General features: G+C 45.9%; 12 protein-coding genes and 12 tRNA genes. 14 read left to right on the plus strand and 10 right to left on the minus strand.

Annotated elements, in window-relative coordinates; genetic code table 11:
• Positions 1-30: 30 nt before the first annotated feature.
• Positions 31-1,656, minus strand: coding sequence for a DNA-3-methyladenine glycosylase 2 family protein (locus H9J30_RS00945; protein ID WP_240129305.1), 1,626 nt, complete (start codon positions 1,654-1,656; stop codon positions 31-33).
• Positions 1,657-1,834: 178 nt separating this feature from the next.
• Between H9J30_RS00945 and H9J30_RS00950 the strand changes: the two genes are divergently transcribed.
• Positions 1,835-3,664: an ABC transporter ATP-binding protein gene (locus H9J30_RS00950; RefSeq protein WP_240129306.1), complete on the plus strand. Its 1,830-nt coding sequence runs from the start codon at positions 1,835-1,837 to the stop codon at positions 3,662-3,664.
• Between the two features lie 768 nt (positions 3,665-4,432).
• On the opposite strand, the gene H9J30_RS00955 is transcribed toward H9J30_RS00950, so the two are convergent.
• The 7 genes from H9J30_RS00955 to gltX all read right to left on the minus strand — a co-directional run bounded on the left by H9J30_RS00955 (position 4,433) and on the right by gltX (position 6,909).
• Positions 4,433-4,508, minus strand: a tRNA-Glu gene (locus tag H9J30_RS00955).
• Between the two features lie 98 nt (positions 4,509-4,606).
• Positions 4,607-4,682 (minus strand) — tRNA-Glu (locus H9J30_RS00960).
• A 175-nt stretch (positions 4,683-4,857) separates the two neighbouring features.
• Positions 4,858-4,933, minus strand: a tRNA-Glu gene (locus H9J30_RS00965).
• 63 nt (positions 4,934-4,996) lie between these two features.
• Positions 4,997-5,072 (minus strand) — tRNA-Ala (locus tag H9J30_RS00970).
• 107 nt (positions 5,073-5,179) lie between these two features.
• Positions 5,180-5,255 (minus strand) — tRNA-Glu (locus H9J30_RS00975).
• A gap of 64 nt (positions 5,256-5,319) precedes the next feature.
• Positions 5,320-5,395: transfer RNA gene (locus tag H9J30_RS00980), tRNA-Ala, on the minus strand.
• A gap of 104 nt (positions 5,396-5,499) precedes the next feature.
• Positions 5,500-6,909: a glutamate--tRNA ligase gene (gene gltX / locus H9J30_RS00985; protein WP_240129307.1), complete on the minus strand. Its 1,410-nt coding sequence runs from the start codon at positions 6,907-6,909 to the stop codon at positions 5,500-5,502.
• Between the two features lie 525 nt (positions 6,910-7,434).
• On the opposite strand from gltX, the gene H9J30_RS00990 reads away from it, so the two are divergent.
• From H9J30_RS00990 to H9J30_RS01045, 12 genes are all read left to right on the plus strand, one after another.
• Positions 7,435-7,510: transfer RNA gene (locus H9J30_RS00990), tRNA-Val, on the plus strand.
• A 48-nt stretch (positions 7,511-7,558) separates the two neighbouring features.
• A tRNA-Val gene (locus H9J30_RS00995) sits at positions 7,559-7,634 on the plus strand.
• A 27-nt stretch (positions 7,635-7,661) separates the two neighbouring features.
• Positions 7,662-7,737 (plus strand) — tRNA-Val (locus tag H9J30_RS01000).
• 43 nt (positions 7,738-7,780) lie between these two features.
• Positions 7,781-7,856: transfer RNA gene (locus tag H9J30_RS01005), tRNA-Val, on the plus strand.
• A gap of 26 nt (positions 7,857-7,882) precedes the next feature.
• Positions 7,883-7,958, plus strand: a tRNA-Val gene (locus H9J30_RS01010).
• Between the two features lie 25 nt (positions 7,959-7,983).
• Positions 7,984-8,059 (plus strand) — tRNA-Val (locus H9J30_RS01015).
• 151 nt (positions 8,060-8,210) lie between these two features.
• Complete coding sequence (locus H9J30_RS01020; protein ID WP_011073026.1) at positions 8,211-8,441, plus strand: hypothetical protein; 231 nt, start codon at positions 8,211-8,213, stop codon at positions 8,439-8,441.
• A gap of 393 nt (positions 8,442-8,834) precedes the next feature.
• Positions 8,835-9,854, plus strand: coding sequence for a TRAP transporter substrate-binding protein (locus H9J30_RS01025; RefSeq protein ID WP_240129308.1), 1,020 nt, complete (start codon positions 8,835-8,837; stop codon positions 9,852-9,854).
• A 66-nt stretch (positions 9,855-9,920) separates the two neighbouring features.
• A complete protein-coding gene (locus tag H9J30_RS01030) occupies positions 9,921-10,568 on the plus strand; it encodes a TRAP transporter small permease (protein WP_240129309.1) in 648 nt (215 codons plus the stop codon).
• Positions 10,568-11,965, plus strand: a complete 1,398-nt coding sequence (locus H9J30_RS01035) for a TRAP transporter large permease (protein ID WP_240129310.1) — start codon at positions 10,568-10,570, stop codon at positions 11,963-11,965. Before H9J30_RS01030 ends, H9J30_RS01035 begins: the two co-directional genes overlap by 1 nt.
• Positions 11,966-12,064: 99 nt before the next feature.
• The gene (locus H9J30_RS01040; protein WP_240129311.1) at positions 12,065-13,876 is read left to right on the plus strand and encodes a sensor histidine kinase; all 1,812 of its coding nucleotides are present in this window, start codon (positions 12,065-12,067) and stop codon (positions 13,874-13,876) included.
• Entirely contained in the window at positions 13,873-15,252 is a 1,380-nt protein-coding gene (locus H9J30_RS01045) for a sigma-54-dependent transcriptional regulator (protein ID WP_240129312.1), read from the plus strand. Before H9J30_RS01040 ends, H9J30_RS01045 begins: the two co-directional genes overlap by 4 nt.
• Positions 15,253-15,593: 341 nt before the next feature.
• On the opposite strand, the gene H9J30_RS01050 is transcribed toward H9J30_RS01045, so the two are convergent.
• Positions 15,594-18,665, minus strand: a complete 3,072-nt coding sequence (locus tag H9J30_RS01050; protein WP_240129313.1) for a transglycosylase domain-containing protein — start codon at positions 18,663-18,665, stop codon at positions 15,594-15,596.
• A gap of 274 nt (positions 18,666-18,939) precedes the next feature.
• Complete coding sequence (locus tag H9J30_RS01055) at positions 18,940-19,518, minus strand: thymidine kinase (RefSeq protein WP_240129314.1); 579 nt, start codon at positions 19,516-19,518, stop codon at positions 18,940-18,942.
• A gap of 775 nt (positions 19,519-20,293) precedes the next feature.
• Here H9J30_RS01055 and H9J30_RS01060 point away from each other — a divergent pair.
• Positions 20,294-22,396 carry a multiheme c-type cytochrome gene (locus H9J30_RS01060; RefSeq protein ID WP_240130037.1) on the plus strand — a complete coding sequence of 701 codons (2,103 nt, stop codon included), beginning with the start codon at positions 20,294-20,296 and terminating at the stop codon, positions 22,394-22,396.
• The last annotated feature ends 123 nt before the right edge of the window (positions 22,397-22,519 follow it).

A 22,519-nucleotide genomic window follows, 5' to 3' on the forward strand; every position in this document is an offset into this window, starting at 1 on the left:
TCACCTTTTAATGATTAAAGTGACTGAATATTACGCATTCGACCAGAGTTGGAAGGTCAAATAACTCCCCCAAGGGGCAATATCTGCGCTAATACGTTGACAAAGCGTTAGATAATCGAGTTGTTTCAACGATTGTGCATCCAATCCATTTTGCTCAGCCACACTCGCCAGTAATTGTTTTTTCACAATAAGATCAGTGTGAAGGAAAATATTCGGATCGCCAAGCCCACGTAATTTTGCATAGGCAATCGTCCAAGGGCCGATACCTTTGACCTCAAGCCAATCATCAACACTCGCATAAGGATGCTCACAGATAAACGCCGCGAGCGCATTGAGCGCCAGCTTGCGCGCACCGGGCATTTTCAATTCATCCAAACTAGCACTGCGAATCGCCTGCGGTGTGGGAAACAAGCGATATTCTCGCCCATTTAAACTAAAGCGTTCACCATAGGCGTCGACCAATAAATTGAGTAACTTAGTGGCCTGCTGCACACTCACCTGCTGCCCTAAAATGGCTCGGCAGCCCGCCTCAAACAGAGAGCCCGCGCCTGGGATCCTAAGCCCTGATTTAGGGATTCGTTTAAGATCGGTCAAACGCTGTAAGTTATGTTCAATCTGCTGCATATCGGCATCGAGATCTAAAATGCGCCTCACTTGGGTAATGAGCTTTTGTAGGCCCGCTATGGGCGAGTCTGCCGTTAATGTCAGCGTGAGTTTAAAGCGATGTAAAAGCCCCTCATGGATGATGTGCACCACCGCACGTATATCGTCGATTTGCAACGTGCGACCATACTCAAATGTATCTTGGGAAATGACTTCGTTAGAGTCATGGTGCGCGCCCTCGCGAAACCACTCCATTCCTGCCACGGCGCGCAGACGATAAAAGGCCAGCTGCGCCTGCCAATCGAGCGGGGGTCGATAGTACTGATAGAGGCTCAAACTGTGCGCAGGCATTTCCTGCGTACAAGCCGTATCGGTGCACTCCCCTTCATCTGTTTTAGCTGTCGACTTTTGGCTGGATTTTCGTAATTGCGTCGGCGTTAATTGCAGTGTCTGCTGAAACGCTTCATTGAAACGGCGAATACTATTAAATCCTGCAGCAAGGGCAACCTGAGTGATAGGTAGCTGCGTTTGATGCAATAACTGCTTAGCAAACAACAGTTGCCGATAGAGCGCATATTGCTTAGGTGATGTGCCAAAGCCAGAAGTAAACAACTTATTTAAATAGCGACTACTGATCCCCAGTTTGTCCGCCAACGCTTCGACCGTTAATCCATGTTCACCCGATAAGGCGCCGGCTTCAATCAAACCAATAGCCCTATCTAAGGTAGTGCCTGTGCCTTTCCACGGATTAGAGCCCGGCGCACTATCTGGCCGGCAACGAAGACACGGTCTGAGTCCCGCCTGCGCGGCTTTGATAGCTGAATCAAAATAACGCACGTTTTCTTCTTTAGGTGCAACGGCGGGACAAACGGTTCGGCAGTAAATGCCCGTACTTAACACGCCCACAAAGAACTTACCGTCAAAACGTGGATCGCGGCTGGTGCGGGCTTCACGGCAAACGTTCGCGGATAAATGACAATCCTGTAACGCTACAGATACTTGCTCGAGTGGCGGTTTAGCGGCTGAATTTAGGCTCACGGATATTTGCTTCATTTGTCTGTTTGACTCGCTGACACACCATTTTGTACTTGTCGGTTAGATTAAGTCACCCTATGCTAACACACTCGCGGAAAACGGAACTGGATCATTGCGAGTGCTTTTAAAGCTCAAGATCCTGCTAGACTCATCAACGTTTTTTCCTCAATTTTTTCAATCTATAAAGAGCCAATTCATGTTTAAACGATTTGAATCTTGGGTGGAAGCCCTACCGGATGGCGAACCAACCAAACCTCCAACGGGGGTCTATGCATTTTGCCGACACTACACTAAGGGTTATGAATTACCACTTATCTTGATGTCAGTGTTAACGGCTTTCATCGCCATGCTCGAAGTTTCACTCTTTGGCTTTATGGGGCAATTAGTCGATTGGTTAGTGAAAAAAAGCCCTGAGACGCTCTATCAAGATGAAGGTTCAACGCTGATATTAATGGGTGTAATGGTCCTGGTGGTAATGCCATTGTTAGTGTTATTTCATGCGCTAATCATGCATCAAACCTTACTGGGCAATTATCCGATGTCGATCCGCTGGCTTGCACACCGTTATTTGCTCAAGCAAAGCGTGTCCTTCTATCAGAATGATTTTGCTGGACGTATTGCCACTAAGGTGATGCAAACTTCACTTGCGGTGCGTGAAACCGTGATGAAATTACTCGATGTATTGGTGTATATCCTCGTGTACTTCACCTCAATGCTGGTCATGGTGGCCAGTGCCGATGTGCGTCTAGTGATCCCAATGTTGATTTGGTTGGCGCTCTATATTGGCTTGCAATGGTATTTTGTGCCGCGTCTTAAAACGGTTTCAACCGAGCAGGCCGATGCCCGCTCGACAATGACAGGGCGGATTGTCGACAGTTACACCAATATCACCACGGTGAAGCTCTTTGCCCATACGGATAAAGAAGCTGATTACGCCAAAGCAAGTATGCGCAGTTTCCTCGATACGGTTTATCGCCAAATGCGCCTCGTCACGGGGATCAGCGTCAGTGTACAAATCATTAACTACATGCTTGCCTTCAGTATTGCCGCCGTGTCAATCGCGCTGTGGAGTGACAATGCCATCTCGGTCGGTGCAATTGCAATTGCCGTGAGTTTAGCGCTGCGCCTCAATGGGATGTCGCAATGGATCATGTGGGAAATCAGTTCATTATTTGAAAATATCGGTACGGTTACCGACGGGATGAACACCCTTTCCAAGACCACACTCATTCAAGACTCGCCGGATGCAAATACCTTAGTCGTGAAGCAAGGCCGGATCGATTTTAATCAGGTGAGCTTTCATTATGGCGAAGAAGCTGGCGTGATCGACGAACTCAACCTCAATATCAAAGCGGGTGAGAAGGTCGGCCTTGTCGGCCGCTCTGGTGCGGGTAAATCCACCCTAGTCAATCTGTTAATGCGCTTTTACGATGTTGAGAAAGGCCAAATTTGTATTGATGGACAAGACATTAAGTCGGTTAAACAGGATTCGCTACGTTCACAGATTGGTATGGTCACCCAAGATACCTCCCTACTCCATCGCACCATTCGGGAGAATATTCTTTACGGCAATCCAGGGGCGAGCGAAATCCAACTCGAACATGCAATTAAACAAGCTCAGGCCCATGATTTTATTAATGAACTAACCGATCCTAATGGCAATCATGGCTTAGATGCTCAAGTTGGAGAACGTGGGGTAAAACTCTCCGGTGGACAGAGACAACGTATTGCAATTGCTAGGGTGCTATTAAAAAATGCACCGATTTTACTGCTTGATGAGGCCACCTCAGCATTGGACTCCGAAGTTGAAGCTGCAATCCAAGAAAGCTTGTACGAATTGATGCAAGGCAAAACGGTGATTGCCATCGCCCATCGATTATCGACTATTGCTGCAATGGACAGATTAATCGTGCTCGATCAAGGACGTATCGTCGAGCAAGGAACACATCAAGAGTTGATTGCTGCTGGTGGTATCTATGCCCAGCTATGGGCTCACCAAACAGGCGGATTTTTAGGGGTTGATTAGTTCTGAATTGTAACTTATCTATTTGATTTTTTTTTTAAGGCGACACTAAGTCGCCTTTTTATTTATACCAATCGTATTAAATATCTGTTCATTCAGCGGGAATTCAACGCGCTTTAGACAAGGCGAAGGCTTGAAGGCATAGTAGTGCTCTGCCTAAGCCTTAAACGCAGTATAAAGCGCGTTGCCATACAGTGAACATCTGCCGCCCTTTGGGAGCCACACAGGCATCCCACTCCGGTGTTGCATTGACTTAAAAGGGAATGACCATTTCTGAATCAATGCGCCAGGGATTGAAATGCCTGTAATGTTCTGAACTGATTAGATATTTAATGTGATTGGTATTAAAACAATTTCGCACTAAATTACGTTGATAATTTTCCAACACATTTGGGATCGTGTAATGACTGCAATCATTAAATAAACACAACGCGATTATTCCCTCGCATGTCAATTGGAGTCTTTACACCAACTGGAAAAGGTGGGCGGACCTAATAAGCTGACACAAGATAAGGTATTCAAGGTTTACTGACGCTGTTAGTTTGGCGAAACAAGCGTTGTAAACTCGATCCTTGCATCCAACAGCGAACCACCATTTCAAAACTGCTATTCCAATGTGCATTAGGCAAGTCAAATACCCATTACAAACTGAGAAAACCGATAAAAGTTGGCTTGTGGCTTGTGGGACGATAAATAACTTTAGATACAAAAAAACCACCTTTAGGTGGTTTATTGTCTTCAACTAACATTAGCGATTAACATTAGTTGATGTGGTATCCCCTAGGGGATTCGAACCCCTGTTACCGCCGTGAAAGGGCGGTGTCCTAGGCCTCTAGACGAAGGGGACACAAGGACTTATGTTTTTCCTCATAACAGAGGTCTTGCTATTTATCACAAACAACTCGTTAGTTATTTGCGATGCGCTCTATCTGATTAGGGATAGAGTGGTATCCCCTAGGGGATTCGAACCCCTGTTACCGCCGTGAAAGGGCGGTGTCCTAGGCCTCTAGACGAAGGGGACACAAGGACTTATGTTTTACCTCATAACTGAGGTCTTACTATTTATCTCAAACAACTCGTTAGTTATTTGAGATGCACTCTATCTGATTAGGGATAGAGTGGTATCCCCTAGGGGATTCGAACCCCTGTTACCGGCTATTTATCCCAAACAACTCGTTAGTCATTTGGGATGAAAGTGGTATCCCCTAGGGGATTCGAACCCCTGTTACCGCCGTGAAAGGGCGGTGTCCTAGGCCTCTAGACGAAGGGGACACAAGGACATATTAATTTGACAACTATTATGACTAACAGTGCTCTCGCTTAATATGGCGAAATTGGTGGAGCTAGACGGGATCGAACCGTCGACCTCTTGCATGCCATGCAAGCGCTCTCCCAGCTGAGCTATAGCCCCAAACTCTTTCGACAAAACTGAAACTCAGTATATCGCAGAAATTTAGATTTGTTCTTACCAGACAACTCGTTAGCTATTTGGTAGGAGCACTATGTCGTAAAACATAGTGGTATCCCCTAGGGGATTCGAACCCCTGTTACCGCCGTGAAAGGGCGGTGTCCTAGGCCTCTAGACGAAGGGGACACAAGGACATATTAATTTGAACAACCTACTCAGGAAGTATCCCGCTTAATACTGGCGGTAAGTTTGGTGGAGCTAGACGGGATCGAACCGTCGACCTCTTGCATGCCATGCAAGCGCTCTCCCAGCTGAGCTATAGCCCCAAACTTATCAAGCTACATTTAAGTGCACTACAAGCATTCGCTCGTCTGTGTCTCAACTGCGAGGCGCATTCTATGCAGCACACCTAAATGTGTCAACTCGTTTTTTAGGAATTTATTCTATCTGCTACAAATTCAATCGCTTTGGATATTCTTTGCTCAGAGCGTGCCTTTCCTATTAAGAATAAGGTGATATCTAAGCCAGGAGACTGCCCTGCCCCGGTCACAGCGACACGCAATGGCATACCCACTTTGCCCATACCCACTTCTAATTCTGCAGCAGTAGCTTCAATCGCCTGATGAATAGCCTCAACCGTCCACTCAGGTAATGCCGCTAACTTTTGTTGCACTAATTGTAATGGCTCAAGCGCAACACCACGCAAATGCTTTTTCGCCTGCTCGGCATCGAACTCTGCGAAGTCTTCATAGAAGTAGCGGCTAGAAGCGGCTAACTCTTTTAACGTTTTGGCACGTTCAGCCAATGCGGTCACTACAGCTGATAAAGCTGGGCCATTTGAGGTATCAATCTTTTGATCCTCCATATGCCACTGTAGGTGGGAAGCCACATATTCAGGGTCGAGCGTCTTAATATAGTGTTGGTTTAACCAAACCAGTTTTTCGGTATTAAAGGCAGAAGGTGCTTTGTTAATGTCATCTAACTTAAAGAGCTGCTTCATTTCTTCTAAAGAGAACACTTCTTGGTCGCCATGTGACCAACCTAAACGTACTAAATAGTTAAGCAGTGCTTCAGGCAGATAACCATCATCACGGTACTGCATAACACTGACTGCACCGTGGCGCTTAGACAGCTTGGCACCATCATCCCCTAAAATCATCGACACATGAGCATATTCAGGAATGGGTGCGCCCAGTGCTTTAAGAATGTTGATTTGACGTGGCGTGTTGTTGATATGGTCTTCACCACGCACCACACAGGTAATACCCATATCCCAATCGTCTACTACTACACAGAAGTTATAGGTAGGCACGCCGTCGGTACGGGCGATGATCAAGTCATCTAGTGCATCGTTTGAGAATTCGATACGGCCACGGACGTGATCATCAAATACCACTGAACCGCCGATGGGGTTTTTGAAACGCACCACAAAAGGTTCGTCAGTGTCACGCGCGGGCAAGTTACGGCAGCAACCATCGTATTTTTGCGCTTCGCCATTTGCAGCTTGTGCTTCTCTTAAGGCATCGATACGTTCACGCGAGCAGTAACATTTATAAGCTGTGCCCTGCTCTAACATTTGCGCGATGATTTCGTTATAACGATCAAAACGCTTAGTTTGATAGTACGGGCCCTCATCCCAAGTTAATCCTAACCAGTTCATGCCCTCTAAAATGGCATCACAAGCGGCCTGAGTAGAACGCTCAATATCCGTATCTTCAATACGTAAAACAAACTCACCATTATTGGCTCTGGCTTGTAACCAAGAATAAAGTGCAGTACGGGCACCGCCCACGTGCAAAAAGCCTGTTGGGCTTGGGGCAAAACGCGTCTTAGTTGTCATAATGGGGCACTAACCTATATAAAGTCGTCTAGATAAAGACAATCACGATAAAAAGTGGGCTTATTCTAGCAGCCTAAGTCAGCACTGCAAATGGAACATATCAGCAGGTATTACAGATACCCTAAAAGTCATTGCTCAAGTTCGATAGAGATGCCGATTGTAGGCATCGCAGTCAAGATAAAAAGCAAGCGCATTAACTACGTCGCAGGCTGAATAAACTCAAGTAGCGATTTCTATCAATCTCTTAGAACTAATACCCCATAACCAACTTAAACATCCGTCATCCCGTTGGTAAAATAGCTTAGAAAGATTAGCTGTTATGACCTTTGCACTATTCACCATTGGCAAATAAACAAAACTTGCTTAAATGGCCCAATCTTAAATTGCCTAATAAAGTAACACTTTGAATGAGGTGGTGATTAACATTAAGTCAATGCGAACAAAAATAGCGCGACCAATGCTTTTTTCACTAAAAAGCGTTGACACCCGATCGAACCTCCCTATAATACGGCTCCACACAGCAGAGGTCGCTTAGCTCAGCTGGGAGAGCACCTCCCTTACAAGGAGGGGGTCACTGGTTCGATCCCAGTAGCGACCACCATGTGTTAAATTCAAATTTAATCATGGCTTAAACGTTGTTATATACCCGGGTCGCTTAGCTCAGCCGGGAGAGCACCTCCCTTACAAGGAGGGGGTCACTGGTTCGATCCCAGTAGCGACCACCATATAACCTCACTGTGTAGTCATTCCCAGGTCGCTTAGCTCAGCTGGGAGAGCACCTCCCTTACAAGGAGGGGGTCACTGGTTCGATCCCAGTAGCGACCACCATATTTCTGAGAATGACATTAAAATTGTATATTGTAAGAATTCCGGTCGCTTAGCTCAGCCGGGAGAGCACCTCCCTTACAAGGAGGGGGTCACTGGTTCGATCCCAGTAGCGACCACCATATTCTACAGTATCCAATAATGCCCAGGTCGCTTAGCTCAGCTGGGAGAGCACCTCCCTTACAAGGAGGGGGTCACTGGTTCGATCCCAGTAGCGACCACCATATACTTCAGCACAAATATTCCCCGGGTCGCTTAGCTCAGCCGGGAGAGCACCTCCCTTACAAGGAGGGGGTCACTGGTTCGATCCCAGTAGCGACCACCATATTTCCCTCATAATCTTTACCCTAACTGCATCTGAACTATGCTTGATCTAAATCAGCATGTACTTAAGTGGCTCTGTTACACAGAATCCTACCTATTTCTCGCTAAAATCGCGCTGATTTATTGTCTTGGGCTATTTGGAGATCAGTACTATGGCCAGTGTCAGTCAATCAGCATCCCTAACCAATATTGCAGCTTATCTTAAACATACCCATGCCTGTGACGAGCAAACCGCTCTGAGAGAAGCCCGTGAAGTTATGCAAAATCTCGTGAGCATGCGCCAAAAGGGCTTTATTACCGGCTGGTACTTCGATGAGCGAGGGCATTTGGAGTTACTCCCGAGTGATGAAATTCTTAAGCGAATTGGCGAAGACCATGGTTAGCGCTCATAGCATTTTCCGCATCCTTCTCCCCGATTTTCTTACCTCATAGTCTTTTTCAAACCGCTTTTGATCTAAAAGCAACTTATTTTGCTCAGTTAAACATCAACCTTAAAACCGAACCCATTAATACCACCAACTCACTATGGGTGGATTTCCACCCAAACCCAAAACCAGTGTGAGCGAGATCTCACCCACAAAACCCAAAGTGTGACAAAGGTCAAATCAAATACACTTTGTTAACCAAATACTTACAGAGCATGTCATAAGTTGGCGTGGTATTTGCCTTTATTAAGACAGACCTCAGGGAAATCAAGGCTGTATTCCTACTCACACTTGGTAACAAACTAACCAAGGCTGAGGACAAATCCTAACAACAGAAAAAGGAACTCAAAAATGACATTGAATCAGCAGATGGGTATCACACGTCCATTAAAAACCGTAGCTAAGATGCTGGCACTAGCCTCAGTGTTTGCTGCAAGCTTTAACGTATTTGCTGCCCCCGTTGAAATCAAATTCTCCCATGTGGTTGCAGAAAATACGCCAAAGGGTCAAATGGCGCTGAAGTTTAAAGAACTCGTTGAGCAACGTTTACCCGGTGAATATACAGTGAGTGTATTCCCTAACTCTCAGTTATTTGGGGATAACAACGAGTTAGCAGCACTTCTTTTAAACGACGTGCAATTTGTCGCACCTTCACTCTCTAAATTTGAGCGTTACACTAAGCGTCTACAGGTTTTCGACTTGCCATTTCTATTCAATGATATGGATGCAGTAAACCGTTTCCAACAAGGTGAAGCTGGTCAAGCACTGCTCAACTCAATGAGCCGTAAAGGGATTGTGGGTCTAGGCTATTTACATAATGGTATGAAGCAATTCACTGCCAACACTCCACTGAAGCAACCTTCCGATGCTAAAGGTTTAAAATTCCGCGTAATGGCATCTGACGTATTAGCCGCTCAGTTTGATGCTGTGGGCGCTATCCCAGTGAAGAAACCTTTCTCTGAAGTGTTCACCCTGCTGCAAACCCGCGCAATCGACGGTCAAGAAAACACTTGGTCTAACACCTACTCACAAAAATTCTATGAAGTTCAGAGCCATATTACTGAAAGTAACCACGGCGTGTTGGACTACATGGTCGTAACCTCTGATGCCTTCTGGAAAAGCTTACCAGCAGACAAACGTAAAGTGATCAAAGAAGCCTTAGATGAATCAATCGCTTTAGGTAATAAAATTGCTGCTGAAAAAGATAACGAAGACAAGCAATTAATCCTTGATTCTAAACGTTCACAACTGGTGAGCTTAACAGCTGAAGAGCGTCAAAAATGGATTGATGTGATGAAACCTGTTTGGGCTAAGTTTGAAGACCAAGTCGGTAAAGATGTGATTGAAGCCGCTGTTGCTGCAAATAAATAATAATGAAATAAGCCGCTTAATCTCATTTCGGGGTTAAGCGGTATTTGAGCGAGGGGGAGTACAGCTGTGATATCGCGAATTTTTGGTTATTTTGAAGAAGGGGTGCTTAACCTCTTGATCACCTTAATGACACTCTTAGTGTTTACAGAGGTAGTGGCACGATTTTTCTTTAATACCGGTTTTTTATGGATCCAAGAACTGACCTTGACCCTGTGTGGTTGGTTTGTACTCTTTGGGATGTCCTACGGAGTAAAAGTCGGCGCGCACATCGGTGTTGATGCTTTTGTAAAAAATCTCTCACCAAAGGCTAAAAAGGTCACATCCCTAGTGACAGCCTTGATTTGCTTGGCTTATTGCGGGCTTTTCCTGAAAGGTAGCTGGCAATATCTGTCGCAGATGTACCAAATTGGCGTGCCGATGGAAGATATTCACTTTCCTAAGTTTCTGTTAAACAGCTTAGATCCTGACTTTGCGTGGAACACATTAAAAATTGATGTCGAAGACGGTGCTGTGCCAATTTGGCTATCCCAAAGCATTCTACTGATTGGTTTTAGCATGTTAACTTGGCGTTTCTTAGAATTGTTTATCGCCATTTTACGCAACCAAGTATCCGGTTTCCAATTCGCCGATGAAGCGAAAGAAAGTATGCATTTAATTGATGACGGTGCTCAGCAAGTAAAGCAAGCCCAAACAGACAATAAGGAAGCGAAGTAATGGCGATTGCGACCCTCTTTACTGCCCTACTCGTCTGTATGTTTTTAGGCATGCCTATCGCGATTGCGTTAGGTTTCTCTAGCATGCTGACGATTTTATTATTCTCCAACGATTCACTTGCCTCTGTGGCATTAAAACTTTATGAGTCATCGTCCGAGCACTATACCCTGCTGGCGATTCCTTTCTTTATTTTGTCCTCAGCCTTCCTGTCAACGGGTGGAGTGGCAAGGCGGATCATTGATTTTGCAATGGACAGTATCGGCCATATTCGTGGTGGTTTAGCGATGGCTTCAGTAATGGCATGTATGCTGTTTGCGGCCGTTTCCGGCTCATCGCCAGCCACAGTTGCCGCCATTGGTTCGATTGTCATCGTGGGCATGGTCAAAGCGGGTTATCCCGAAAAATTTGCCTCTGGCGTGATTACTACCTCTGGCACCTTAGGGATTTTGATCCCACCATCGATAGTGATGTTAGTGTATGCTGCCGCGACCGAAGTCTCCGCAGCCAAAATGTTTATGGCAGGCTTAATCCCAGGGTTAATGATGGGTTTCCTGCTGATGATAGTCATTTATATCGTCGCACGTTTTAAAAACCTCCCATCACGCCCCTTTCCTGGCTTCAAACAACTGGGTATTTCCAGTGCTAAAGCCTTAGGCGGTTTGGCGCTGATCTTCATAGTATTAGGGTCAATTTACGGTGGTGTAGCCAGCCCAACCGAAGCCTCCGCCGTAGCTTGTATGTATGCATACTTTATTGCGGTATTTGGCTATCGTGATATTGGTCCACTGAAAAATGTTGCATGGCGCAACCCTAATGAAGCCATACCAAGTGCTATCGTTCGTAACTTAGGTCATATGGTACTTGGGCTGATTAAAACCCCTATCGACAAAGAAATCCGCCATGTGGTGCGTGATGGTGCCAAGGTCAGCATCATGTTGCTGTTTATTATTGCCAACGCCATGTTGTTTGCACATGTGCTCACCACTGAACGTATTCCGCATATTATTGCCGAGTATATTGTGGGCATGGGCCTACCAGCTTGGGGCTTCTTAATTATTGTTAACTTGCTGCTGTTAGCCGCGGGTAACTTTATGGAGCCATCGGCTATCGTGTTGATTATGGCGCCAATTCTATTCCCAATTGCCACCCAACTTGGTATTGACCCTATTCACTTAGGTATCATTATGGTGGTCAACATGGAGATTGGTATGCTGACGCCGCCGGTGGGGCTTAACCTCTTTGTAACGGCGGGGATCACTGGCCGCAGCATTGGCTGGGTAATTCAATCTGTACTACCTTGGTTAGTATTGATGTTGGCCTTCTTGGTACTTATCACCTATGTGCCACAAATCTCCCTGTTCTTGCCAGAATTACTGGACAAGCTCAACGGATATTAATCTTCAGGAATAAAGATTATTCCTTGATTCTAGATAGTTTTTAAGCGAGCCTACTCAGGCTCGCTTTGTTTTATTCCGTGTGGATCAGGATCGCCTGCTATGTTGCCCATGACGCCAAAAGCCAAACAACGTCTGTTTATGACCATAGTGCTACTTGCAGGTTTATTTGCCATCTTAAAATTAACTTACTGGGTGCATTTTTATCAGGGCAAAATAGACATCCAACAACAGTCAGAGAAACAACTCAAAGAACTAGTGAGCTTTCTAGATGGCGCTCTATCGCGGTATGAGAGTATTCCCCATGTGCTCTCTACCAACCCTATGCTTGCCAATGTACTCAACGACCAGCAAAATCTGCAAAAGGTACAAGAGCTCAACCTCTATTTAGAAGAAATTCAACATGTCACCGAGGCTTCTGATATATACCTAATTGATGCGCTAGGAATTGCGATTGCAGCTAGCAACTGGCAACAGCCTTTTTCATTTATCGGCAAAGACTACTCTTTTAGACCCTATTACACCGATGCCATTTCAGGCAATTTAGGTCGCTACTATGCGGTGGGCACCAGCTCGGATAAACGCGGCTTTTACTTTTCGTATCCTATTTATCAGCAAGGTGGAAAAGGCATTCTGGGCGCCATTATTGTGAAAGTGGATATCGCCGATATTGAGCAGCAAAGCACCAGTATAGCGATGGCAGGCCAATATCAATTCTTAATCAGCGATCCCGATGATATCGTGTTTATTTCCAGTGTTGATGAATGGCGTTTAACCTCACTGACGCCACTCACGCAAACTAAACAATATGCCTTAAATGCCTCGAAACGTTACGCAGAACGCCCCATTAGTGAATTGCTAATAAAACCACAATATCAAGATGACAGTACCAGTAACGGTCATATCTATCACATCCGCGAAGGCAACAGTCAGGCGCAATATATGGATACCCATCATTTGATGACCAAAGCCGGTTGGCGGGTGCATATTCTTGCACCTCTGAAACCGCTTCACGAGTCAATGCCAGCCCTCATGCTGTTATCGGCCTCTATCTACTTGCTGCTAGCCTTAGGTTTGCTCTTTAGCAGTGAGCGGCGCCGTAACTTGCAGCGCATGCAATTAGCCCAAAGTTTGCTGGAGCAACGAGTTGAGGAAAGAACTTACGATCTGCAGCAAGCCAATGACCGCCTAAAAGACACCCAAGATGAACTGATCCAAGCTGCCAAATTAACCGTCATCGGGAGTTTATCCGCCAGCATCAACCACGAGCTTAACCAGCCCTTGGCGGCCCTTCGCAGCTACGCGCAAAATACCCAAACTTTCCTTGCCCGCAATATGCAAGACAAGGCATTGGATAACTTGAAGATTATTATCGAGCTAACCGACCGCTTAGCCGATATTGTTGGCCAATTTAAAAGCTTTACCCGTAAGAGCCAAGGCACGGATAGTGCGACCGATCTTAAGGGCTGCATCAAGCAAGCACTGACCATAGTCCAACCCGAAATCGACAAACAAGGGGTTGAGCTCGATGTGCTTTTGCCCGAAGGACAATATCAGGTCTGGGGCGACAAGGTGCGATTACAGCAAGTGTTTGTCAATATTATGAGCAATGCGATTGTCGCCATGCAGCAATCGGTAATACGCAAACTGAGTATTAGGGTAAACTGCCAAGATAAGTTCTGTATCAGTATTCAGGACTCCGGCCCTGGAGTACGCGAAAGCCAAATGGAGAAAATTTTCGAGCCCTATTTCACCACCAGCGAGCGCACTGGCCTAGGCCTAGGTTTATCCATCTCCCAACGCATTATCGAGTCGATGCAGGGGCAGATTAACGTCGCCAATGCAGAAGACGGTGGCGCCATTTTCCAGATTATTTTACCGATTTATTTAGCCGAGGAACGCCAGTCATTATGAGTGTGCCCAATTCAATTCAAGACTATAGCGTACTCATCATCGACGATGAGCCCCATATTGGCACAGTACTAGTGCAACTTTTTGAACTCGAAGGTATAAAAGCCTTCGCAACCACAGATCCCAAAGGCATTGCCAAACTACTCGACAGAGACTGGGCTGGGGTGGTGATTTCTGATGTCAATATGCCGCAACTTGATGGCATCAGTCTGATGCAGCAAATCCGCCAGCAAGATGCCGATTTGCCCGTGGTACTCCTTACCGGCTTTGGCGATATCGCCATGGCAGTCAATGCCTTAAAGCAAGGCGCCTACGATTTTCTCGAAAAACCCTTTAACAACGAACATATGTTAGATGTGGTAAAACGCGCCCTAGATAAACGCAGCCTAACTCTTGAAAATCGTAAATTAAAGAAAGAGTTAGAAAGCCATAATGTGCCAGGGCCGCGGATATTAGGCCACAGTGTGGGCATTTTGCGTATGCGCCATATTATCGACCAAGTGATCGACACCCCTGCCGATGTGTTAATTGAAGGCGAAACTGGCACAGGTAAAGAATTAGTCGCCCGCTACTTACACGACCACAGCAATCGCAACCAAGCCAACTTTGTCGCCATTAACTGCGGCGCCATTCCTGAAAACTTGATTGAGAGCGAGTTATTTGGCGCCGAAGCCGGCGCGTTTACTGGCGTCGATAAACTGCGTATCGGTAAGTTTGAATATGCCAATGGCGGCACCCTATTTTTAGATGAAATTGAAAGTACGCCGCTGTCGTTACAGGTTAAATTACTGCGAGTATTGGAAGATCGTAAAGTCGAGCGCCTAGGCTCCAATAAAAGTATTCACTTGGATATTCGAGTGATCGCCGCCACTAAGGTAGATTTAAAGTCCCTGTGTGATACCGGACAATTTCGTCAAGACCTGCTCTATCGCTTAAATTTGGTCACAGTGCCGATCCCACCACTTCGGGATCGCCGCGAAGATATTCCCTTGTTGTTCTTACATTTTGCCCGTATGGCCTCGGCGCGTTATCACAAGGCGTTAATTGCCCTTAATGCCGAACAGAATGCCATTCTCACCTCCCATGATTGGCCTGGCAATGTGCGCGAACTTAGAAACCTTGCCGAGCGTTATGTGTTACTCGGCGGCGAAGCCGCTTTTGCGGGCACCTTAGGCAATGCGCCCAGTTTGCATACCAGTATGTCCTTGCTACAACGGGTCGAGTTTTTTGAGCGAGTACTGATTGAAGAGGCGCTCAGCCATAATAAGGGCAGCATTAAGCTGACCATGGAACAACTCGAACTGCCCCGTAAAACCTTGTACGACAAGATGCGTAAATACGATTTAGACCGCAAGCAATATATTAACGCCGACGAATAGCCGCCTTTATCTCAAATAAAAACCCCGCAATCGTGTTCACGGTTGCGGGGTTTTGTGTATCCCAGAAACGCTAACTTATACCAATCGTATTAAATATCTGTTCATTCAGCGGGAGTTAAACGGGCTTTAGACAAGGCGAAGGCTCGAAGGCATAGTGGCGCTCTGTCGAAAGCCTTAAACGCAGTATAAAGCCCGTTCAATCCCGCCCTTCGGGAGCCTCACAGGTATCTCACTCCCGTGTTACATTGACTTAAAAGGGAATCACCATTTCTTCGTCAATGCGCCTTGGATTGAGATGCCAGTGAGGCTCTGAACTGATTAGATATTTAATGTGATTGGTATTACTCTTCCAGCACGCACATGCCTTTTGAGGATTTCACATAGGGCGCAAGGATCGGCATCATGCCCTTCATCACTTGCAGTGGTAGTGCCGAGGTAAAACTAAAATCATCCGACTTACTGCCCGGCACAAAAGCGGTTAGCGTGCCAAAGTAGTTATCGCCCAAGTAGAACACAAAGGTCGCAGTGCGGTTCATCGCCGTGGTAGCCACTTTGCGGCCCTGCTGCATTTGCGTCACAATGCGGTTATCGCCTGTACCGGTTTTACCACCAATGGCGAGCATGGCACCATTATCATTGGTAAAGATCCCCTTTAGACGTCTTGCAGTACCGTTTTGAACAACGTTACCAAGAGCCGCCTTTAAGGCCTGTGCCACTTCATGGCGCATCACCCGCTCTCCTTGGGTATTTTGGTTTTCAAGCCGCACTTCATAGGGGGTATTTTCAGCAAAGTGCAGTTGATTAATCCGCACTGTAGGCAAACGATAACCATCGTTTTGGATAATTCCCATCAACTCTGCAAGAGCGGCAGGCCTGTCGCCCGAGCTACCGAGCGCCGAACCTAAAGAAGGCACCATAGATTCAAAGGGATAACCTAAACGCGCCCAACGTTGATGAATATCGAGGAAGGCCTCAACCTCTAGCATCACTTGTACTCGCACATCCCGCGCGTTTTTATGCCGCGTTCTAAACAGCCAGCGATACACTTCTTGACGCTCATCTTTACTCGCCTCTTTCATATCGTTGAGGTTCGCTTCAGGATGTTGGTTCAAGTAATCGAGCACCCACAGCTCAAGCGGATGCACCCGCGCAATATAACCTTGATCTGGGAGGTTATATTTCTCTGGGCCGTACTTGTTGTAAAGATCTTTGATGCGCTTATCTGTGTAGTTATTTTGCGGTAGACGCTGCTGTAAAAAGGCCTTAAAGGCGGCGATTGACTCATTGGGTTGCAAATAACGATAAGCCGCAGTGAGTTGTTGCTCCGCCTGAGTTTGACCATCAAAAAATAGCTCTAAACGTTCATTGGGCGCCACTTTCTTGTATTTACGGTAAAACTTAGTCACGAAGGTATTGCCCTCGCGGTCGGCGAAGACTCGCAAATACTCTTCGCGGCGTGGATCTTTATCATTGCGTAGCAAACGCGCCATATTGCCTTCGTTTTGCATACTGCTGCTGTAGTTGACGATATCACGCATCAAACGTACAAAAGGTAAGTTAATCGAGTCCTGCAGCGCTTGGTACATGGTTGGTACTTTAAGATCTTCTGTTTTCTTAAAGTTATTAAACACATGCAAACCACCGCCAGTAAAGAACTGCTCATTAGGCGAGGCGGAATATTCCCGCTGCAGCGCGGCGTCGAGCATACGATCAAGGCGTCTATCGGGATTAACAATCAAATAGTCAATCGCCCAGCGCGTCAAATGATCGCGAGGTTCAATCACTATCGATTCCAACTCAATGCCGTGCTTTTTGGAATACTTGTCGTGGATTTCGGCAATGATCTCAAGATAAGTCGCGAGCACTCTGAGTTTTGCCGTAGAGCCAAGCTCTAACTTACTGCCTTCGTTAATATCAAAAGGTTGGTCAGTACTATCGGTTTGTACCCGCACGCGGTTAGCCGTCTCGGTTTTTTCGTACAGCGTAAAACTGTAGAGCACATTTTGCAGCTGACTTGGCTCGAGTAAACGCTCACCTAAGAGTCCAACTTTTTCAGCCATTGAAGCCTGCCCAAGGCTACGTAAGTAGTTACTCACCTGCTGCTGTAATTCACTGTGTAGGCTGCTATTCACGGTCAAATCGAGGCGGTCTAAATCATATAACCCCACATTTAACATGCCCGCAGTACGAATACGGATCGTATTAACGCCCTTATCCGCACCCGATTGGGTATTACGCTGGGGTTTAGCGACTTTAAACTGTAATTTTTGCCCTAGAGCGGCATCCCTGAGCTTACGGTCAATCAGATAATATTGGCCGAGTAAACGGATATGGCTATCGACCAGCGTTTCTAAATCATCATGTCCCTGTAATAGGTAATAAGAAGGTCGACGTTGGGCAATCATCAGTGCCACCACTTGACGGAACACTTGACCACGTTTAGCTGCATTGGCTTTTATTTGGGGGGAAGATAGCAACTGATTTGCCGTATCGAAATCCGTGCCAAACCAAGCCCATAGGCCATCACCTATGCCATGCACTTCACCGTGATTAGGTGCAGAGGATAACGGCACCGTATTTAAATAATCTTGAATAATACGTTTGCGTGCAGGTTCGGTGATTTCTCCCTGCTGATACACCCGCACGGTGGCCGAACCAATTTGCAGTAATTTATCTTTGATACTTAAGGTTAATCCTTGGGAAGAATGGCGGAACTTTTCAATTTGCGTCGCCAAGGTACTGCCACCCGCAGTAGAGACATTCATCCCAATCATTTCAGCGATTTGGCTCATCCCAGCCACAACAAAACGTGGCCAGTCAATCACCGGATTGAGTTTGGGTTCTGTGGTCCACAACTCGCGGTTTTCAATAAACAGCAAAGTATTGACGATTTCATTGGGAATTTTATCGTCATCCTGATAGACACGTTTTGGATACGTGAACTCGTAGAGGTCGGTATTACGGCAGTCGAGTAAGGTCAAACCGGATTGGGCTTTCTCATGATATGGCGGAAAGAAGCCCATTTGCGCATATTCCTGCAGCGCTGGCGAAAACGCCACCTGCTGAGTCACTTGGAAATTACGCTGCAGTAACCTATCGATATATTGTGGCAGCTTACTATAGCCGTGGCGCTCATCGAACGGGCCATAACTTGGATAGATAACCGACTGAGTTGGCTCGTTTTTCAGCTTATAGGTCAGTGTCTTAGCGTATTGATGAATATACTTAGATTGGTAATAAGAAGTTTTGATCTCCTGCCCAATCAAAATCGCTAAACAAAAAACAAGAATAAATAACAAAAACCAAGCGCGCCCTTTAGATCTAGGCTTGCGCTGACGCTTTGCCTTAGGTTCAGGTTGTGGCGGACGAGGACGATAATTTTCGAATTGCATTTCTTGTGTAGAATTAGGCAAAACGGCTCCAAAAAATCACTTAACACATCCTTTATACGTGGAATTCTTCCCAACCTATGTTCAATACGTCAAGCACAACGCTAACGCACACTGCGGTTTGTAATACATACCGCAGCGATACATTCCGCAACCTTGTTTGAACTCGATCTAATTAATCTAGGATGGAATACGTATCTTTGTTAGTTTCACCGTATTTTAATGACTTAGCAGCAAGCATCAAAGTGGTTAGCACAAAAATACTTACGCTATCGCTTAAATAACAGCCCAGCTTAGGTTAATCCCAAATAAACTCACGAAAATGCTTACGGCATACCGATTCGTAACTTTCATTGCCGCCAATTGCGACTTGCTCACCTTCACGCATCACTTTACCTTCGCCATCGAGGCGCACCACCATATTGGCTTTGCGTCCGCAGTGACAAATGGTTTTTAGTTCGACTAATTTATCTGCCCAGGCTAATAAATAATGGCTACCACTAAAAAGTTCGCCTTGGAAATCAGTTCTTAGTCCGTAGCACAACACAGGGATATCAATATTATCAACAACATAGGTTAACTGCTTGACTTGTTCTTTACTTAAAAACTGACATTCATCCACCAACACGCAACTAAGATGATTAGCCTGATGAGCTGCGGTAATCATCTCGACCAAATTATCATGGCTGCTAAAAACCTGCGCTTCGGTCTCAATACCAATCCGTGATGCCACTTTGCCTTTACCGTATCGGTCATCAATAGAAGCCGTCATCACTAAGGTATTCATCCCGCGCTCGCGGTAGTTATAGGAAGATTGCAATAAAGAAGTAGATTTACCTGCGTTCATTGCTGAATAGTAAAAGTAAAGTTGTGCCAAAACATGTGCCCTTTAAAACGATAACAAACCGACTTGGTGAAATTGGCCAGTAGTTTAGCATTGCCAAGCCAATCAAAACACTCTCGACACTCGCATTTAGCCCCTTTCGCCTTAGTGGCATATTTTTAAACCAACTTTAACAAGGTGCAGTGGTACTGCAAATAAGCCTTGCTATTCGATGTTGCTACAAAGTTAAAGTCTAGGGCGTTTTGACATTTCGAGATTAGATGTTGTTCGTTCTGGCAAGCACGTTCTCGCGTAATGAGGAATGATGTGTCGTGATGCTACTCAAATGACAACCTGCTCTTATGACCAAACGTAACAGCAAGGGCTTGCCAGACGAGCCCTTCGGGCAGCATTTAGCTCACCGTTTCTGCCTCGTTATCGTCCGTTTGTATAGAATAACTACACTGACTTTGCCTAGCATAAAGACCAACCAAATTGCAGCCCCCCCCTGATATGTCAACACGCCCTAGGGGCATTAATTGCAAGAAATCTTAAAAATCTCGGTTCTTTTTTTATAAGAAAAACCTTATGTAAACTATATGTTAAAAACGAGATCTACCTCCAAAGTATTAGACATAAATGTGGCACAGCTCAAAAATAAAACACCCCATTAACACTAATATCACCTCCGAGACAACTCGTACTCACAAAAATAAAAGTAATCGATGCTTGCAAATGAAATCAGCGGTTCAAGGCACTAATCTCCCCTGCAAACTTTAGTGCTGTAATCCGTGCCATTAAATGCATATTGGATTAAATGGAGATTATGATGAGAATATTCACCTCTAAAAAACTGGCATACGTCGTTGCCTTAGCACTTACCGGTGCGCTAGTAGGTTGCGGCAGTGATGGTAAAGATGGTGTTGATGGCGCGCCTGGAACACCAGGCACTCCAGGAACCCCGGGGACACCTGGTGAGCCTTGGAAACCAACGCCTGTCACCAAATCAACCCTAACCAATCTCAAGGTTATAAACTACACATTAGGCGAAGGGACCATCAGTTATGAGTTTGAAATTACTGATGAAAATGGAAGCCCAATTAATGGACTTAATCAGGTTGAAGGCAAAGTAGCCGCCTTAACGGATAAAGGTTTTATTAATAACCGCACTGAAGCGGATATTAATGGTATTGCAGATAATGTTCACATTGGTGGTTCAGTCACTCAAGCAACAACGGGTGCGGTATTGACCCAAATTGATGACGGACATTATAAATTTGTCGCTCCAATGAAAGGCGTCACAACTGCCACTGAAGGCATAGTATTGCTCAGTGTTGGTCCTCAAAGAAACGCTCCGAGCCCTGTTGCTGCAGCACGTATCGTCGTAAATAAACCAGAAGGCCAATTTAGCACAGCCACCGAAGCGTGTTACGCCTGTCACGTTGACTATTCGACTAGCCCTCGCCAACACCATGAATATGTCGCCAAGGGAGTTGATGGAGAAATCACCTTTGTGGAAGGCTGTTTAGCCTGCCACGGCTCCGTTAGCCGCGCAGCTAAAAATGCTGAAGGCTTCTCAGTTGGTGGCTATGCAACCAATACACTCTCAAAAATTGGTCATCTCAATCATCAGGAATTTACCAAAGATTTCAGTGTGATGAACTGCTCTACTTGCCACGTTGAAGCCCCAAAAAATATTAATATTTCAGGCCCTGGTTGTTTTGACTGCCACAACACTGGCGGTGTACCTGGTGTTATTACGCCAAATGCGGGTGCCGATCTGCGTATTACACATGAAAGCAAAACAGGCATCACTGAACGCCAAGCGATTCGTGCTAAATACAAACTAGAATTATCTACCCCTGTTAAGGTTGATGATATTTCAACAAAAACTGATCATTACGCGCCAACTGGTGCAGCAGTAGTGATGGCAGAACCTGGCTGGTGTACCACTCTTACAGTCAAAGATACCGACGGTAATCTCTTTAGCATTAAAGATAACTTCAACTACTCCAACCCACTGGTCTATGACGCGAAGAAACCTATCGTCTATGCCGGAGCATACTTGCATGGCTATGAAAATGGCAGCGTAGTTGGCCGCCCAGGCAATCGAACCAATTACTACTATGGTTACAATGCTGACGGGTCTAAAAATATCTGTCATCGACTCGCAGATATTCAAGCCTTTAATGCCAACTATGCCTACTCTGCACGCGTAACCTTTAGTACCGCTGGCTGGATGGAATACGATGGTAACCAACGCTATCAAAGCAATGGTAGTTTAAGAACAACCGGTTATGATGGCTCAATGGGCATATCATTTACCGCGTACTCTGATGTAGTCAATCCGGTGACAACAGCGAAAGTCTCCGCCTTTGAGCGCCGCAGCGTAGTAAGTGATAACAGCTGTATCACTTGCCACAATGATGCTACCGCTTTCCATAAAAATGGCGCATTTGACGAAGGTGGTAAGGCTTGCGTGGCTTGTCATGACAACGGTATGGCACGCACACCCGCTACACTCGGCGCAGGTTTTGGTCCCATGGTACACAGTTGGCACTGGGGTAATGGTGCCAACGTGGGTGAAGTAGCCGCCGATGGTACTCAAGCGAAAACGGCTAACGGTGCAGGGGCTATCAATCCTGTTACAAGTTGTGTTGCTTGTCATGAGACAGCAGTTGATTTAGACAAAGTGCCTAATCAATACATTCTTGAACCCGGCAATAAAATGACCAGCCCAGTCTCCGCCAACTGTTATGCTTGCCACACGGGCGATGCAGCTAAAGCCCACATGCTAAGCAATGGAGGTGAAATCAGTGTGCCAAGCGTGCCAGATTGGTTTAAACAACCCACAGGCGAAGCATGTGCCGTATGCCACAATCCAGGTAGCAGCGCTGGTATCGAAAAATACCATAACTTCACTCGTAAATAGTTAGTCGAACCGCTATTTTCCCTGCAAGGAAATAGTTCAAAGCGCCCCAAAACCCTTGGGGCGCTTTTTTGTTTACTTTTTCTTACAATTCACACTATAGGTTTTCAGTCCTATTTAAGTTAA

Source organism: Shewanella cutis (genome assembly GCF_022410515.1).
Lineage (GTDB): Bacteria > Pseudomonadota > Gammaproteobacteria > Enterobacterales > Shewanellaceae > Shewanella > Shewanella cutis.

Excerpts from the sequence above, each read along its gene's own strand:
- H9J30_RS00945 (WP_240129305.1), bottom strand. The coding sequence starts at position 1,656 with ATGAAGCAAATATCCGTGAGCCTAAATTCAGCCGCTAAACCGCCACTC.
- H9J30_RS00950 (WP_240129306.1), top strand. The coding sequence starts at position 1,835 with ATGTTTAAACGATTTGAATCTTGGGTGGAAGCCCTACCGGATGGCGAA.
- gltX (WP_240129307.1), bottom strand. The coding sequence starts at position 6,909 with ATGACAACTAAGACGCGTTTTGCCCCAAGCCCAACAGGCTTTTTGCAC.
- H9J30_RS01020 (WP_011073026.1), top strand. The coding sequence starts at position 8,211 with ATGGCCAGTGTCAGTCAATCAGCATCCCTAACCAATATTGCAGCTTAT.
- H9J30_RS01025 (WP_240129308.1), top strand. The coding sequence starts at position 8,835 with ATGACATTGAATCAGCAGATGGGTATCACACGTCCATTAAAAACCGTA.
- H9J30_RS01035 (WP_240129310.1), top strand. The coding sequence starts at position 10,568 with ATGGCGATTGCGACCCTCTTTACTGCCCTACTCGTCTGTATGTTTTTA.
- H9J30_RS01040 (WP_240129311.1), top strand. The coding sequence starts at position 12,065 with ATGTTGCCCATGACGCCAAAAGCCAAACAACGTCTGTTTATGACCATA.
- H9J30_RS01045 (WP_240129312.1), top strand. The coding sequence starts at position 13,873 with ATGAGTGTGCCCAATTCAATTCAAGACTATAGCGTACTCATCATCGAC.
- H9J30_RS01060 (WP_240130037.1), top strand. The coding sequence starts at position 20,294 with ATGAGAATATTCACCTCTAAAAAACTGGCATACGTCGTTGCCTTAGCA.